The organism is Paenibacillus chondroitinus NBRC 15376 (genome assembly GCF_004000765.1).
GTDB lineage: Bacteria > Bacillota > Bacilli > Paenibacillales > NBRC-103111 > Paenibacillus_E > Paenibacillus_E chondroitinus.
The window spans coordinates 120201-137411 of sequence record NZ_BILW01000013.1 but is presented as its reverse complement, the minus strand read 5'-3'; the positions used below and the strand labels follow the sequence as shown (position 1 = coordinate 137411).

The window sequence follows — 17211 nt, the reverse complement described above, 5'->3', positions numbered from 1 at the left end:
TGTTTATAGGACAACCGAATTGAATAGGCAGGGGTAGGAGACCAGGAGAAAACCCTTTAGGCAGCAATGGATTGGCTAGTGGAAGCTAGCTGTATCATTTGTTTGCTTGAAGGGTTTTTTGTGTTCTCAAAAAACAGAAAGGAGCAGTGAGGCAAGAGGAAAATGCTAGATGGAACACGGATTTATGCCATACCTATCTGAAGAGAGGATTGATTCTATGAAACGATATAAAAGAGTTATTAATCGTCTTATCGTAGCTGCATTAGTCGCCAGTTTCGTACCGCTTGGTCTCTCGCCTGAGCAGCAGGCTCACGCAGCAGATGACGTTAGAAATACATTAAATGTGAGGAAAACGGTGAATGCTCCGGTTATTGACGGGAAGTTGGATGAGTCACTATGGTCAATTAACCAAAGCTTAACCAAACAAACAGGCAGCGGTACGTTTAAAGATAGTAAATTCGGCATGCTCTGGGATAATAAGTATCTATACATAGGAGTCAAAGCGGATGATGATAGTCTGACTGCGGCGGGATCAGGCAATTGGTTTGACCAGGATAATATTAATTTCTTTCTAGATCCTACGATGCACCAATCTTCCCCTTACGTGGCAGATGATATGCAGCTCGGATTTGTGTACCAAGCGGATTCTACGACACCAGAGTTTCATTTCGGTGCTGCAGCAAACGGCCAAAATAGTAAAGATGCAAACAAGATTCTGAGAGCCATGCAGAAGACGGCGACGGGGTGGTCCTTGGAGACGGCTATACCATGGGATATGTTGAAGATGGATCCTAATCTCACCAAGAAGTTGGGTTTGGAAATTGGAGTAACGGATCGCTATGGGGCGGACGCAACACAGCAAAGAAACAGCTACTGGAGTGCCTATCAGTCAAGTTCGTTCTGGAATGATACCTCCGGCTTCGGTGTGATCAACTTGATCGATAGCAATCCTGTGACAGATCCGGTGAATCCGGTACTGCTTGAGGAAAATTTTGATACGATTCCGGCAGGAACCCTACCTTATGGATGGATTAGTGATGTGAACGCAGGAAGTCCCGCGTTTACAGTCGTGCAGGATACTTATGGCAATGGCAGAGTCACTTTTGATGGGAAAGCTTCGGGTAAACAAGCTCGAGTTGTGGCGCCAGTCCAATGGGACAATTACACGGTAGAAGCTGATATCCGATTTGAATCTGTGCTGGATTCGGCAAGATGGGCTTCATTGATGTTCAGGGTGCCTTCTTCGGGAAAAGTGCCTTACAATCAAATGGCCATCCGTCAAAATGGCACCTATGAATTCGCCTATCGGAAAGCGGACGGCAACTGGTATTCACCGACGCCAATCTCCGGCACTTGGAGAGCGTTGACCTTGAATGCCGACTATTCGATGAAGGTTCGCGTTTTTGATAACAATGTCAAAGAATACATGAAAGCCAAGTCAGATCCAGGTTATACCATGGTAACGGACACCACCCTGCCAACAACGGTCGTGATGGAGAAAGGCAAGGTAGGGCTGCAAGCGGATCAAAACAAGGTGTCATTCGACAACTTGAAGGTGACGCGAATTACAGCAGATCGCCTTAACCTCGTTGTGCCTGGCTCGATCGAAGCCTTGACTGGACCGATAAGTGTAACCGGCAGTGTGTACTATTCGGACGGTATTACGGAATCCATTTTAAATAAACCGCTAAAATATTACTCCTCGGATGAGTCAATCATCAAAGTCTCAAACAATGTGCTTTACCCTGTGAAAGCAGGGAGTGCAGAAGTTAGAGTCATTTATGAAAATGCGGAATACGTGCAACAAGTAACCGTAACACCTAGTACGGTGCCGGCAAAAGTTAGTTCCCTGAAACACAATGACAATTATTTTTTGGCCACAGTGAATCAGCCGGTAGATTTAACTTCAATTACGTTTAAAGCAGATTTTACTGATTTTACTTCAGGTACCGTGACAGGAAATGATTTGACCTGGACGTCCAGCAGCCCTTCCGTTGTGGTGAATAACGGCAGCCTGACTGTTCTTCAGAAAGGTGTATACGCCTTAACTGCCCAAAAAGACGGTGTTTCCATTTCTATGCTAGTCGTAGCGAAAGAAACAACGGATAGGGAATATGTCCTCTATGAAGAGAATTTTGATCAGCTAACGGAAGGAATACTTCCTGCAGGTTGGACTCGCAAAGAAGGGACGACAGCCAGTAAAGCCGTTGTTAAAGCCGGAAGCTTTGAAATGGATGCGGCGGCATCGCCGGACAATCCTTCGCGCGTACTTTTGCCAGACTATCTAGGGACATTTGGCAATTATAAAATCGAAGCCGATGTCACGCATTTGCAAGCGAACGATACGGCCAGATGGCATTCCATCATGTATCGCATTCAAAATAATGATTATCCGTATTATCAAATGGCGGTCAGAAAAGACGCTACAGCGGCCAATGGCGTAGAGTTTGCTGAAAGAACCACGGCTAATGCCTGGAATGTTATGGATACAGGTGCTTTTACGGAAGCCATAGATCCGAGCAAAATGTACCACTATACGGTAAAAGCTTTCAACAATCGTGTAATGGAAATGATTAACGACAAGGTTGTCGTGGATACAGATAATGCAGGTTCTCTATTTGCCTTCCGCCAAGTCAACTTATTTGGCCTTTGACTTAATCTCCGTCAGTGCGCATTGGAATGATTTCATGTGGCCGCTCATCGTAACGAATTCCATTGAAACGAGACCGTTGACGGTAGGGATTGCGATTTTTGCCCAATCGTTTGAGACGGGCGCGCAATGGGGGACTGTAACAGCGGCTACGGTACTGGTGATTCTGCCTCTTCTAACGGCCTTTTTCGTGTTCCAGCGTCAGTTTGTGGAAAGCTTCATGCATTCGGGGATTAAATAAAAAAATCGACAGTCTAGAACTTTTTACAAGTCTCTAGCTGCCGTTTTTTTATTATGCGGATTGGTCTGACTAAGTTTCGCTGCAGCACGGTATCTCCTGGTTGCGGGGTGAAAGGAGTATTCGTAACACCTGTTACATTCGTAATCAGTTTTGGATCTTCGTTTTGTTGACATTTCCAAATTTATGAATAAATAACTCCGTTATATTGCATGCTAAAAAGAAAAAACTTGGAGTATCTATGCGCTTCCCCAGTTGGTTAAAAAAGCAGCGAAGTGTACGGCCAACCCTTTCACTCGCTAATTTGACTCCTATACCTAATGTAGAGGTTGAGTTGTCTTTAAGGCGACAATGGTTCCAAGATCAATTGAAAAATTGTGCTGATATTTGTTTTCATGAATGCCTGATCGGTGACATCTCTTGTGTATTTATTTTTATTGAGGGCCTTGTCGATCAACAAATGCTTCAGGAACAAGTTATTGCACCGATGTTATATGAATTGAGCGTCGTGTCGACAGAGGAACTCGTTCAGCACATTCTTCAATTTAAACAAATTCCGGTTTCCGCCATAAACAGCAGTAAAGAAGTAGGTACTGCATTACAGAGCTTGTTTGAAGGCACGATTGTTTTATTAATTGAAAATGAGCCCCTGATGGTTTTATTTCCAATGAAATCCGTAGAGAAAAGGGCGATTCAACAAGCGGAAAATGAGAATGTCATTCGCGGACCGAAGCAGGCATTCGTTGAGGATTTATCGGTTAATCTTACAATGATCCGCAGAATCATTAAGCATCCAGCTTTGAAGGTTGAGAAGTTTCAATTCGGTGAGTACACCAACACATTTGTAACTGTATGTTATATCGAAGGAATCTGCCAACAGAAATTGGTGGAGGAAGTAAGGAAACGCATATCGAGAGTAGAGATAGACGGTGTATTAGGAAGCAGTTATATTGAGGAATTTATTGAGGACAATCCCTTTTCGCCGTTTCCTCAAGTGCAGTATACAGAAAGGCCGGATACCGTGTGTGCGGCGCTTCTTGAAGGAAGAGTTGCTATTCTTGTCGATGGAACACCTGTACCGATTTTGATCCCTGTTACCTTGTATATGCTGCTCCAATCCGCTGAGGACTACTATCAAAGATTTGTAGCAAGTACATGGATACGATGGATTCGGTACTTCTTTCTGCTTATTTCTTTTTTGCTTCCCTCCGTATACATTGCGGTCACAACGTTCCATCCTGAAATGCTTCCGCCAAATCTATTGATTGCTGTAGCGGCAGCAAGGGAAAATGTACCTTTTCCCGCTATTATTGAAGCGATTATTATGGAAATTACCTTTGAGGCGCTGAGGGAAGCGGGCTTGCGTATTCCGAAACCAATAGGACAAACGGTATCCATTATCGGGGCATTAGTCATTGGACAGGCGGCTGTGCAGGCAGGAATTGTTTCCGCTCCAATGGTCATTGTAGTCTCTATTACGGGTATCGCTTCTTTCATTATTCCGCATTTTGATTTGGGTTTGACTTTCCGTTTATTGAGGTTTCCGGTGATGATTCTTGCGGCATCCCTAGGACTTTACGGCGTCATTCTAAGCATTATCCTTATTTATCTTCACTTGGTGACCCTTCGTTCCTTTGGTACATCGTACCTCTCCCCAACAGCACCGATTGTATTTCGTGATTGGAAGGATGTGCTGATTCGGGTTCCCATGTGGATGATGAAGAGAAGGCCGGCGTTATACGGTACAAAAGGCGATCAAAGATTAACGTACAAACCTAGGCCGCAAATTCCTGAAGATGATGGTGATTAAACTGTGCTCGAAATTAAAAAGTGTAAGGTATTTTGTCACGTTTATCTCTTTATTGCTTCTAACTGGCTGCTGGTCCAGGATTGAAATCAATGATCATGCCTTTGTTACGGCCATGTATATTGATTATCCGGAAGAGGGGGTTTATGAAGTTTCATTAGGATTTCCTCTGCCCAATCGAATGTCTACGGGTATGGGACTTAGTGGTACGGCCAAAGGCAACCCCTATTCCATTGTGACGAAAAGAGGCGAGAGCATCCCCGTAGCGATTCGTAAAATCCGATCGGATCTATCGAGGGAAATATCCTGGGGCCATTGTCGCGTCATTGTTGTTGGCCGGAAAATGGCGGAATTCGGGATCAATCAATTGTTAGAGTTTACTGCTCGTGAGCCGAATTTCCATACGAAATCTTTCCTTTTTGTTTCGCCAACAAGTGGCCGTGATATTGGCAACTTGACGCCTGTGTTTGAGCGGCTGCCGTCAGAAGTGTTGCGTGAGTATGCCCAGAGAAATGTGACATTGGGCGCGACAATCAAAGACTTTTTGGAAGCGGAGGCATCCGGCGGGGATATGGTGACCGGACTTCTGACAATAGGGCAAACGGAAATGGTCAGCGAAGAAGGCAAGATGAGCACATGGGTTGGGACGGATGGTGCAGCACTGTTCAGAAGCGGTGTCATGGTAGGAACGCTAGATGTTATAGGTATGCGGGCAGGGCTATGGTTAAATGGAAAAATGAAGAGCTCAATGAACTCAATCAAATCCCCAACGGATGGCAAAACGATCTCTTTTCTCATTCAAACGTCCAATTCTTCCATTAAACCATGGATCAATGGTGATCAGTTTGGTTTTGATATTCATATTGAAGCTGATAATGATGTTCTGTCGTCTGAATCCAATATTGATCTCATGGATCCTGAACAATTAAAAGTTCTCGAGGAGCTGCTGTCAGAACAATTGAAGGGCAGAATTTTACGAACGCTGCAAACTACGCAATCTGAAGAGGTGGACGTCTTTAACTTTGGAAGAATTCTTGGCTGGAGATACCCCAAAGTATGGCAGCAAATGAAGGGGAATTGGCGTGAACACTATAAGAAATGCGAGTTTCATGTGTCTACCCAAATTTTTGTTAAACGGACCGGTGCTGAAAAGAATGCAGTCATTAGGAACATCAAGGAATAGGAGGGGAGCCCTGGTGATTGGCATAACTATTGTATTTATAGGGATAACATCTTATGAGCTGAGTTTCTTGATTCGGCACAAGCGTAAACCGAGAACCTACTGGATTACGGGCTCATTTATAGCAGCGGCTTATTTGTATCAGGCGGCTATTCATATGTATCAAGATTTACCTAGTACGAACCAATTTATTGAATACATATTTAATTTTCAATAAATAAAGCTGTTGACGAGAGGATGAAAGCAAGCATGCAACGGATTAGTCAAGTGGAGCTAGGTTTAATGCTTGTTTTATTTAATTTCTCAACAGCCGCCGGGTTCCTGATGGGTCCTCTTACGGGTTTGGCTGGTTATCAAGGGTGGTTAAGCGTATTGATCGCTCATGCCGGTGGACTTCTTATCACATGCTTATCGGTTTGGTATACCAAGAAGCGCCCAAATGAGTTTATCATTCATTATGGGAAAGAAGTTCTTGGCAAATGGCTTAATCTCATCATGATGGTCATTTATTGTTTTTTCTTTATTCACCTCGCAGGTATTGTCCTTCGACAAGCCACGGACTTCTTGGTCCAGATCTATTTGCCTTCTACCCCAAGTTGGGTGATCGCAAGCTCATTTGGACTCGTCATCTCCATAGCTGTGAGATCAGGGATCGAAGCCATATTTCGATGTGCCGCGGGGTTCTTTTTTGTTATATTTTCCACAGCTTCGATTATCCCTCTATTAGTAGGAAAAGAATTAAACTATGAGCGGACCATTGCCTTAATAACAAGCCTTAGTTGGAGAGATATGATTCAAACGAGTTACCCATTCGTACCTTGGTTTGGCGAAATGTTTTTAGTGATTTTCATCTTTCCCTTTCTTGCGAAGGCAGAGAAAACGGTTCGGACATTATTATGGTCCTCGTTAATAAGTACCCTATTTTTTGAAGTCTACTTTTTATTATGTATTTTGTTATTTGATGCACCGTTAATGGCTCATTTCACCTATCCTATTTTAGAAATGCTGCGATTTATCCGGATTGGAGATTTCCTGGAAAATTTGGACCCCATTGTCGTTGCCATTTGGATTGCAGGACTATTTATAAAAATCAGTATTCTACTGTACATGGCGGTTTTCATCTCCTCCCAACTGTTGAAGCTCAAAGACTCACGGCCGTTATCCATCTCGTTTGGCGCGATAGCGGTGGGCATGGCGATGCATTCCGTAAAAAACTTAATCGAGCTTAATGATTTCATTTTGCATTCCTGGGCGAACTTTGCTTATTTTGTTGAATGTTCCCCGCTCGTTTATTGGGGAATTTCCATCATGAAAAAGTACGTACAACGTTCGCGGACGAGCCAAAATGTAATGGAAGAATAGCGTTACTTTTTGTTGAAAACAGAGCCAAGAGTTGCATTCTCTTCTATCATGACACTCCTGCTTTTTGAAATACCGATCCTTTGAGCTGTATAAATGCCGGTGTGACCTGAAAACAAGAAGCTAATGATGCAGCCGATGAACATGTACACAGCACCTTCCGCCCCGAAGAGTTCGATGCCCATAAGAAAACAAGCAATAGGCGTGTTGGTTGCGCCGCTGAAAACAGAGATAAATCCAATTGCCGCCAGGAACGGAGCAGATAGATGTAAATATTGAGCTAACGCGCTTCCCAGAGTCGAGCCAATTGCAAATAATGGGGTGACCTCTCCGCCTTGAAAACCTGCGCCTAAAGTAACCGAGGTGAAGATGGTTTTAAGCAAGAACGTAAGAGGGGCTACACTTTCACTGAATGACTGCTGGATCAGCGGAATCCCTAAGCCAAGATAATCTCTAGTACCAAAAAGGTAGACCATTCCGATAATGATAAATCCTCCGCAAAAGCTCTTGATGACGGGATTCTTGAAAATTTTCGTAAACAGTGCCTTTAGACGATGGGTTAGTTCACTGAAGAATAAGCCTGCCAATCCAAACAAGACGGAAGCCATCACGATTTTCAACAAGAGAAGTGTACTAAAATCCGGTACTGCACCCATGGAATAATGAAGATGATGGATTCCCCAAGATGTAGTAACTTTATCCCCTACGAAGCTTGCAATAAAACAAGGAATCAGCGCCTCGTACCGGACAAGGCCGATAACAAGAACTTCAAGGCCGAATACGGTGCCGGCTAGGGGGGTACCGAAAACAGAGCCGAAGCCGCTGCTTATTCCACACATTAAAATGATTTTACGGTCGAGTGGATGGAGTTTGAGGACTTTACTAATCCATTCGGATATACTTCCCCCCATTTGCACCGCTGTTCCCTCCCGGCCTGCCGAACCTCCGAACAAATGGGTGACGAGGGTTCCAAATAGAACGAGCGGCGCCATTCGGAAAGGAATCTTCCCATTGCCTTCGTGTATTTGCTCTAAGATGAGGTTATTGCCTTTAGACGAATCTTTGCCAAATTTAACGTATAGGTAACTGACCACAGCTCCACCGATAGGCAAAAGCCATAACAACCACGAATGGTTCGTCCGTGTATTCGTTGCCCAATCCAAACTCGCCAAGAAAAGGGCAGACGCAGAACCTGTAAAGATACCGACAAGTCCACCAATGACAATCCACTTGAGCATGGAAGCAAGGATGCCAAAATGAATCCACCTTTCTGCATAGCCCTTCATCCTTAATGTATGACCTTGGAAATAACGTTTCAACTGCTGTCTCTCCTTTATCGTGCAGGTATAAACAAAAAACTCCTACCAGTTTCATGCCAAATAAACTGGTAGGAGTTATTAGCGCAAAGGCGGTTAATGGCGAACTCCATCGCCTATAAAATTATTAGTGCTTTTATTAGTATACGCATATCCGGTATTTATATCAAGGTGTTGTTGTTTTAAGCTAACGGGGCATGGTGTAACCACTTGCAGAACAACTATTTATTCATTATAGTCCATGTAAGAACATGCAAGTGCGAAGCTGGAGGTCAGAGGATGTATGGACTTATTGAAAAGTACAATAAGTTAAGTTTAAGGGTGAGGTTAACAATATCCTATATCGTGCTCATCGTTGTATCAATGACAGTGCTGGGAATAGGCTATTACATTAAGAGCTCTCAAGTGATTCTTCAGAATGCCAGCGGCACCTATCTTGGATTAGTGAAAACGAGTAATAAGTCCTTAGATGCCAAATTTGCCACCGTCGAGCAAAGTGCAATCAACATGCATCTGGATGAAGAGTTGTTCGAGCTTTTTAATACGACTGACTTGCAAGCCAGACAGTTAGATTATGAAACTGATCGGAAAATCACTAGAATTTTACAAAAATATTTCCCTTCATCGGAGGATTTCTTTTCCGTCAATTTGGCGACGAAGGATTACATGTTTGGCGGAAACCCTAATTTCTGGATTCCAAAGAAAGATTTCTCCTCCTCTGACATTTACCAAACCGGTCTGAAGGCTATAGATAAAACAATCTGGATTCCAACCTACAATTTGCTTGAAAAGTACTTCGCCTCTACCCCGGCAGCAAGTAGGAAAGATCAGAATGTTTTTACGGCTGCGCGATTTATTAACTTATCCCGTGTCACGAATAACCTGCTGAAAGGCATGGATAAAGGTGCTGAGCGCCCAATTCTCCTCGTTAATTTTCAAGAATCAATGATTAGTAGAGCATTCAAGGAAAGCTTGGTTGTAAAGGACTCGTATTATTATGTATTTACGAAGGATATGAAAGTCATTTCGACTTCCGACCATTCCGGTGACAAGCTGTTAAATCAAGAATGGACGCGCAGTTTGTTGGACTCTGAAAGTGGCACACGTTATGTTCGGATTAACGGTGAAAAAATGGTCGTCTGCTTCGATCAGATTGCCACTACAGGCTGGATTTCGGCGGTATTCATTCCGTATGACAATTTGCTGAAAACGGTGCCTAATATGTTCAGTTACACCTTCTATTCCACTGTGTTGATTCTGATTCTGTCCATCTTTCTGGCATCTTTCTTCTCAAACCGGATTACAATGCCTCTCAAAAAATTGCTGTGGGGGATTAAACAGATCGGGGAGGGGAATTTTAACGCGAGAATTGAAACGCACGGGACTAGTGAAGTAAATCTCATTATTCATAAATTTAATCACATGAACGATAAAATTCAGACTCTGATAAAAGAAAATTATGAGACAAGTCTGAAAGAAATCGAGGCGGAGCTCAAAGCGTTAAATTTTCAATTTAATCCGCATTTTCTATACAATACGTTGAACATCATTAATTATTTAGCCATTGAGAACAAGCAAGCGGTTATCAGTAATATGCTCGTGGATCTGTCAGAAATGCTGGAATACACCGCCAAGAAGTCCGGCGAAGTTACTCTTGGTGAAGATGTGAGTTATCTAAAAAGTTATGATTATATCATGAAGCAGCGGTTTGAAGACAAATTTCAAATTCAGTATGATATTGACCCAGCGCTTTATCGTTACACAGTGCCTAAATTTTTCTTGCAGCCTTTCATTGAAAATGCCATTATTCATGGATTGGAGGATTGCGAGGAAGGCGGCTGTATTCGTGTTTCGGGTCAAATTGCGGGTAAATTGAGGGTTTTCACCATTGAAGACAATGGCAAGGGGATGGAGGAGTCGGTGTTGTCTCGCATTTTAGCCATTTCGGATACGGATACTACGGGAAATAGCAAATCTATTGGAATAGAAAATGTGAATAAACGGGTTAAACTGATATATGGGGAGCCGTATGGCGTAACCATTGAATCGCAAGTGTTGACAGGTACGAAAGTGACGATTATTTTACCTATGCCATAACAATTTTGCCTCTAGCGCGGTCGCTCGGTTTGCGATCCTGCTAGAGGTTTTTGCAATAAAGAAGTGGACATGAAACTGTTTTCATTGCAAAAGTCCACCATTTTACGATTTTTAGAGTAGGATCTGCGGTATTGGTCACGATATGATGAAAGCGTAAACAAGAAAACGCTTCAGGAGGGGTAAGCATGAATAGAAACATAAAAACGATATCCGGTATACTAGCCATCTCATTTCTTGCTGGATGCTCAACAGGCGGATCAGCTGGAAGTGCAGGATCAACGGGAGACAGTTCCCAGACTGGACAGAAGGAAATTGAAATTTCCTACTGGAGACCACAAGCCAGCGGGCCGGAAGACGAATTTTACGTAAGAAGAGTTGAAGAGTTTAATAAGGCCAATCAAGGCAAGATTAAGTTGAAGATGGAGCCGATTACCCGAGGAAACTCCTTTGCTTACGAGGATAAAATCAACGCTGCCGTAGCTTCCCACACGCTGCCGGACGTCGTATCCATGGATGGTCCGAACGTTGCCAACTATGCCGCATCCAATATCATCATTCCACTTGATGAGTATTTTACCAAAGAAGACTTGAACGATTTCGTGCCATCCATTATCCAGCAGGGCACTTATAAAGAGAAGTTTTATGCAGCAGGTCTGTCCGAATCCTCCGTGGTGCTATTCTACAACAAGAAAATCATGAAACAGTTCGGCATCGAACCCCCGACGAAAATTGAAAATGCCTGGACCTGGGACCAGTTGTACGATGTGATGAAAAAGACGGCTTCCAAAGAGATGTTCGGCACCAATATGATTAACGACAAAGGTGAGTGGATGACGTACGCATTCGAACAGCTGTGGATCTCTGCAGGTACCGATATTGTCAATAAGGAAGGCACAACCTCGCAAGGCTGGGTAAACAGCGATAAGGGGGTGGATGCAGCGAAATTTCTACAGAAATTGGCGAACGAGAAGCTGTTCAATATCGACCCGAAACCGACGGAATTTGAAGAGGGCAAAGCGGCAACGAAACTTGGAGGTCCATGGAATATTCCAGGGTTCAAAAATTATCCGGATTTGGAATGGGGGATTACGTACTTTCCCAAGAAGGACGGCGGCAGCTTAAGCTCGCCATCAGGCAGCTGGGCGATTGGCGTAACAACGGATAGCAAGCATCCGAAGGAGGCGGCTGAAGTTGTGAAATGGATGACGAACAAGGATAGCTCCTCGCAGCTTGCCAAAGCGACCAGTATGCCCGCTAGCCGAAAATCAGCATACGACAGCTTGCCGGAATACAATGATCTGCCGATGAGAGTGATTAAAGAACAAGTAACAACCGTTTCTCATGCCAGACCCGTGACACCTGCTTATCCGGTATTAACTCAGAAATTTGCGGAAGCCTTGACGGACATCATGATGGGAGCAGATGTGAAGAAATCGCTCGATCAGGTGGCATCCTCTTATGATGCGGAGTACAAGCGTAATTTTAAGTAACTTTTAAGAAGGAGGCTCTTGCGGCACTTGGATATCCGAACTTAGGAAAAGGTGCCGCATGACGCTTGCAATATATAAAGCAAATCTTAATTGGAGAGGAGTGAGGGTGAGCCCATGCAAAGTGCCAGTTCACAAATTCAAATTCAGAGCAGCAAGAAGTCCAGGCTTTCGTCCATCGGGCATCAGAAGCGGAGAGAAGCGTTAACGGGTTATTCCTTCATTCTACCAGCTGTTATCCTGCTCATCCTGTTTTTACTATTGCCTTTCATGCTGGCTGTTGTATTCGGTTTTACGAAGTTTAACTTGCTGAGACCGGATCAAATTAAATTTATCGGCTTGGACAATTACCTCATGTTGTTCAAAGATAAGCTTTTCTATAAATCGCTGTACAATACACTTTATTTCACCATTATTGTTGTTCCTGTTCAATCCGCAGTAGCGCTTATGCTCGCTTTGCTAGTCAATAATCAATTGAAGCTTAGAAATGTGTTTCGGATTGCTTACTTCAGTCCGGTGATTACTTCCATGACGGTGATCGCCATCCTCTGGATCTCACTGTATAACCCAAATGAAGGCTTAATTAACTCCGCCTTACAGTTTTTCGGCATCCCGAAGCAGCCTTTCCTGCGCAGTGCGGATCAAGCCATGAACGCCATTATCTTCATGTCCGTTTGGCAAGCAGCCGGTTATCAAATGATGATTTTTCTGGCAGGATTGCAGAGCATTCCTAAGGATCTATATGAAGCGTCTGCGATGGACGGGGCGAATAGGGTACAGCAGCTGCGTTTTATAACCATTCCAAGCTTATACAATGTAATTGTGTTCGTATTAACCATTACGACGATTCAAGCCGTAAAACTGTTTACACAACCTTATGTTATGACGAACGGCGGACCTGAGAATTCAACACGAACGCTTGCGCTTTTGATTTACCAGCAAGGATTTCAATTCAGAAATGCCGGATATGCTTCAGCCGTATCCGTTATTTTTTTCCTGATTGTCATTGCCATTTCATTTTCTATGAGAAAGTTTTTTAAAGACAGAGGATAGGAAAGAGGAGAGACACGTGACTGATCGTAAGTTAAAAGTATTCATCTATGCATCCAATCTTGTCATGACGTTGCTCTTCATTATTCCGCTTTTGTGGATGGTAGTCTCATCCCTTAAACCGGAGAATCAGATTTTTGCGGATTTAGGCTCACTCAAATCTTTACTTCCTACGCATATTACGTTTGATAATTATATACGTGCATTTGATCGAATTCCGATGATGAAATACTTGTTTAATAGCTTATTTTACGTCTCGATTATTGGAATAAGCGGTCTAGGAGTCAATTCAATATGCGGTTACGCCTTGGCAAAGCTTCAATTTAAAGGAAAAAGTATCATTCTAACCGCCATTATCGCATTGATGATCGTTCCTTTTGAAAGCATTGTGATGCCGCTTTATTTTGTCGTCAACAGCTTAAGTTGGGTGAACACATGGTATGCCTTGATCGTTCCTTTCATTGCAAACTGCTTCAGCATCTTCATGTTCCGTCAATTTTTCATGGATATTCCAAATGAACTTCTGGAGTCCGCAGCGATGGATGGTTCATCACCGATCAAAACTTTTTTCAAAATCGTCGTGCCCTTGTCCGGGCCAGTATTTACAACGGTATTTATTCTGGATTTCATTTCTCACTGGGGCGATTTCATGTGGCCTATCCTGGTTACTACAGGCGAATCGCTGCGGAACATCCAACTGGGGATTCAAACCTTTTTTACCTTGCCGCCTATTTTCTATGGACAGATTATGGCGACGCTCACGTTCACTACCCTGCCCATCGTACTCATTTTTCTGCTTCTTCAGAAGTACTATGTACAGGGCATTACGAGCACGGGGATTAAAGGTTAACCGGTTCGTGTAAAAGTCAAAGGAAGAAAATAAATGTGAATAAAGCGAGGGAATCTAATGTTAAAAGATTGTTATAGACCTAATTTTCATTTTACGCCGCAGCAGATGTGGATGAATGATCCGAACGGTCTCGTGTATTTCCAAGGCGAGTATCATCTGTTCTACCAGTATCACCCGGATGGGACAACATGGGGACCTATGCACTGGGGGCATGCGATCTCCAAGGATCTAGTTTCTTGGGAACATATGCCGGTCGCACTGGAGCCTGACGAGCACGGTTATATTTTCTCCGGGAGCGCCGTCGTTGATTGGGAGGATACATCCGGGTTCTTTGGTGGCGGAGCCGGTTTGGTCGCGATTTTTACGCATCATGACAATGAGGGAGAGAACGGATCCGTCAGGGAGAGCCAAAGCTTGGCTTACAGCTCTGATGCGGGAAGAACCTGGACCAAATACAGCGGAAACCCGGTGTTAGCAGATGCGCGGTTTCCGGATTTCCGGGATCCCAAAGTTTTCTGGCATACTGAATCCAAGCGATGGATCATGATTTTGGCATCAGGGCAAACCGTAAGCATCTATCACTCTCCAAACTTGAAGGATTGGACTTTCGCGAGTCAGTTTGGAGAAGGGGAGGGCTCGCACATTGGCGTTTGGGAATGCCCGGATTTATTCCAGCTTCCGGTTGACGGCGATCCTTCCCATACCAAATGGGTGATGTTGGTTAGTATCGGAAATTCGCCGGAATACTCGGAAGGTTCCAGAACGCAGTATTTTATCGGGCAGTTTAACGGCACCGAGTTTAAGAATGCTGACACTCCCGAGTCGGTTAGGTGGCTTGATGGCGGGAGAGATAATTACGCCGGGGTCAGCTGGTCGGACCTGCCGGCCGAAGATGGGCGCCGCATCTATATCGGGTGGCTCAGCAATTGGAAATACGCACAGGTAACGCCGACAGAAGGATGGCGCAGTGCCATGACGCTTCCCAGAACGTTGGGCCTACGGAGTCGGGAGAATAGCATCCTGCTGGTTCAACGGCCTATTCAGGAACTGGATCAGTGGAAGACAGACACGATGCAGTGGAATGATCTTCTCATCGAACCGGGATACAATCCGTTGTCTGGGCTTGCCCTAACCAGCTTTATGTTGGAAGCAGAGTTTGAGTTGCAGACGGCAACGGAATTCGGTTTTAAAGTGCGGACATCAAATGAATATGAAACTGTGGTAGCTTATTCGGTAGAAGCGCAGGAGCTCTTCGTCGATCGAACACGATCTGGAAAAACAGACTTCCATGCAGATTTTCCCGGGAGGCATGCTGCCAAAGCGGAAGCGGTTGACGGTCGACTTGTGCTTCGGGTTTGGGTGGACCGCTGCTCTGTTGAAGTATTCGCTGGAGAGGGAGAAGCGGTGATTACAGATTTGCTATTCCCGATAGAAGAGCAATCCGGCTTGGCGGTTTATGCAAAGCATGGTAACGTTAGGCTAGCGTCGCTGAGCATTTCCTCATTATTCGTATAGGCGTATTTAGGTAGGAGGTTTACATGCATAACATTCTGGTCGTGGATGATGAAGTCATACAACGAAGAGTACTCGCCAAAATGATCAGGAATGCAAGACCCGAGTGCAGCGTCTTGGAAGCCAAGAATGGCCAAGAAGCTCTGGATGTCATCCATACTAGCAACATTGACATTGTTTTTACCGATATTAAGATGCCCGTTCTAGACGGATTGACTTTCATTGAGAAAATGAACGACTTGCCACATAAGATTAGAGTGATTATTCTTAGCGGCTATCGGTATTTTGAATATGCTCAAAAGGCCATTCAATTAGGTGCATTCGATTATTTGGTCAAGCCGCTTAAAGAAGAGAGCATAAGTGCGGTTCTGGATAAGGTTGATCAAAGCATTCAGCAAGAAACTATGCATGTGCTGGCCAATGAGCAGATTAAAAAGCAGCTGGATCGGACATTAACCGCATATTATGAGAATTTGCTTACCGATTGGGTGTATGGAGGTGTCTCTGCCTCTCAATGTAAGGAGCTGCGAGAGCAGTTCGACTTGGCGGACATAGGGATTATTGCTGTTGCCAGAGTCCGACAGAACAGTTCTCTGCTGGAGTTACTGGATATCGAGAACCGCACAAAATGCGCTTTGCTCAGCAGTTTGGAGGCGAAAGCAGCGTTATTCGGATCATCGATCTCCTTCTTCTCAAGAAAGGATAAGGAGTTGCTGATTATCGTCATGACATCGTCAAGCATGCATGATAGTGATTATCAACGTATTGCCCAAGAGATGGAAGAACTTGCCCTAAACGTGTCTCAGCAGTATGACGTCGAGCTGACGATTGGCATTGGAGAGTGCCGCGAAGAAATGATGCATGAAGCAAAACATTCCTTTAAAGAGGCACTAACAGCGGTGCCATTTCGATATTTTCTGCCTGAACGCTATGTTATTCCATACTCCGAAGTCCGGGCGCTTGTCCGGCCTATGCATTATGATTATGCAAGAGAGGAAGAGTTGTTCAAAGAGGCGATTCGTAAAAACAGAAGCGAGGACATCTTGAGGCTAGCCGACGATTGGTTCGATTTGGTCGTAACTGGAGGATTTCCTCATCCGGATCAATGGCAGCAAACGGTGCTTCGGATGGTTTCGGCCATAGCGGTGGTTATCAAAGATTTTGTCACGGACCTCGACTACAAGCAAGTGTTGTCGGATACCGAAGAGGAGCTCTCTTCAAGTCCGAATTTTCACATTTGCAGGAGCCGGTTCGGGAAAGTTCTGCTGCAATGGTCGGAACTGCTGAAGATGAGCCGATCCAGAAAACATGAGTCTGTCGTGGATACTTGTATGAAATATATCGACACGCATTATATGGAAGACTTATCGCTTGATGCAGTGGCTGCGCACTTATTTTTCAGCCCGAATTATGTCAGCATGATGTTGAAAAATCATTTAGGCGTAACATTCAGCAAATATTTATCGGATGTTCGGATTAAGAAAGGAATTGAACTGCTGGAAAACAGTGATATGAAAGTATACGAAATTGCTTCAAATGTTGGCTTCAAAGATGACAAGTACTTTTACCGCGTATTTAAAAGCAGATTCGGGATGACACCCGACGAGTACCGGAGGCATCAACATTTGATTCATCTGACAAAGGATTGACATTTTCATAAGGGCA

12 protein-coding genes, 1 pseudogene and 1 riboswitch are annotated in these 17211 nt (G+C 44.2%); of the genes and pseudogenes, 12 read left to right on the top strand and 1 reads right to left on the bottom strand.

The features are described 5' to 3' along the window. Positions 1-169 precede the first annotated feature (169 nt). From PCH02S_RS16600 to PCH02S_RS16575, 6 genes and pseudogenes are all read left to right on the top strand, one after another. Positions 170-2653, top strand: coding sequence for a sugar-binding protein (locus tag PCH02S_RS16600; RefSeq protein ID WP_307719937.1), 2484 nt, complete (start codon positions 170-172; stop codon positions 2651-2653). Beyond that, a pseudogene (locus PCH02S_RS16595) lies at positions 2613-2891 on the top strand (carbohydrate ABC transporter permease); the annotation flags it as partial. The gene PCH02S_RS16600 and the pseudogene PCH02S_RS16595, both read left to right, overlap by 41 nt. A gap of 331 nt (positions 2892-3222) precedes the next feature. After that, positions 3223-4698 carry a spore germination protein gene (locus tag PCH02S_RS16590; RefSeq protein WP_246069121.1) on the top strand — a complete coding sequence of 492 codons (1476 nt, stop codon included), beginning with the start codon at positions 3223-3225 and terminating at the stop codon, positions 4696-4698. Next, positions 4685-5878 carry a Ger(x)C family spore germination protein gene (locus PCH02S_RS16585; RefSeq protein WP_127454918.1) on the top strand — a complete coding sequence of 398 codons (1194 nt, stop codon included), beginning with the start codon at positions 4685-4687 and terminating at the stop codon, positions 5876-5878. Before PCH02S_RS16590 ends, PCH02S_RS16585 begins: the two co-directional genes overlap by 14 nt. A gap of 13 nt (positions 5879-5891) precedes the next feature. Next, positions 5892-6092, top strand: coding sequence for a hypothetical protein (locus PCH02S_RS16580; protein WP_127454916.1), 201 nt, complete (start codon positions 5892-5894; stop codon positions 6090-6092). A gap of 32 nt (positions 6093-6124) precedes the next feature. Beyond that, positions 6125-7237, top strand: coding sequence for a GerAB/ArcD/ProY family transporter (locus PCH02S_RS16575; protein WP_164819590.1), 1113 nt, complete (start codon positions 6125-6127; stop codon positions 7235-7237). A gap of 2 nt (positions 7238-7239) precedes the next feature. Here the strand turns inward: PCH02S_RS16575 and PCH02S_RS16570 are convergent, their stop codons facing one another. Then, entirely contained in the window at positions 7240-8520 is a 1281-nt protein-coding gene (locus tag PCH02S_RS16570) for a voltage-gated chloride channel family protein (RefSeq protein ID WP_127455007.1), read from the bottom strand. Between the two features lie 95 nt (positions 8521-8615). Further along, positions 8616-8676, bottom strand: a riboswitch (Fluoride riboswitch). A 153-nt stretch (positions 8677-8829) separates the two neighbouring features. Here PCH02S_RS16570 and PCH02S_RS16565 point away from each other — a divergent pair. The 6 genes from PCH02S_RS16565 to PCH02S_RS16540 all read left to right on the top strand — a co-directional run bounded on the left by PCH02S_RS16565 (position 8830) and on the right by PCH02S_RS16540 (position 17195). Beyond that, on the top strand, positions 8830-10647 hold the full coding sequence (locus PCH02S_RS16565) for a cache domain-containing sensor histidine kinase (RefSeq protein ID WP_127454912.1): 1818 nt from the start codon (positions 8830-8832) through the stop codon (positions 10645-10647). A gap of 185 nt (positions 10648-10832) precedes the next feature. After that, positions 10833-12137, top strand: coding sequence for an extracellular solute-binding protein (locus tag PCH02S_RS16560; RefSeq protein ID WP_127454910.1), 1305 nt, complete (start codon positions 10833-10835; stop codon positions 12135-12137). Between the two features lie 114 nt (positions 12138-12251). Beyond that, complete coding sequence (locus PCH02S_RS16555) at positions 12252-13187, top strand: carbohydrate ABC transporter permease (protein ID WP_127454908.1); 936 nt, start codon at positions 12252-12254, stop codon at positions 13185-13187. Positions 13188-13203: 16 nt separating this feature from the next. Further along, a complete protein-coding gene (locus tag PCH02S_RS16550) occupies positions 13204-14034 on the top strand; it encodes a carbohydrate ABC transporter permease (protein WP_246069120.1) in 831 nt (276 codons plus the stop codon). A 57-nt stretch (positions 14035-14091) separates the two neighbouring features. Then, the gene (locus PCH02S_RS16545; protein WP_127454906.1) at positions 14092-15549 is read left to right on the top strand and encodes a glycoside hydrolase family 32 protein; all 1458 of its coding nucleotides are present in this window, start codon (positions 14092-14094) and stop codon (positions 15547-15549) included. Positions 15550-15572: 23 nt separating this feature from the next. Next, positions 15573-17195, top strand: a complete 1623-nt coding sequence (locus PCH02S_RS16540; protein WP_127454904.1) for a response regulator — start codon at positions 15573-15575, stop codon at positions 17193-17195. Positions 17196-17211: the final 16 nt, after the last annotated feature.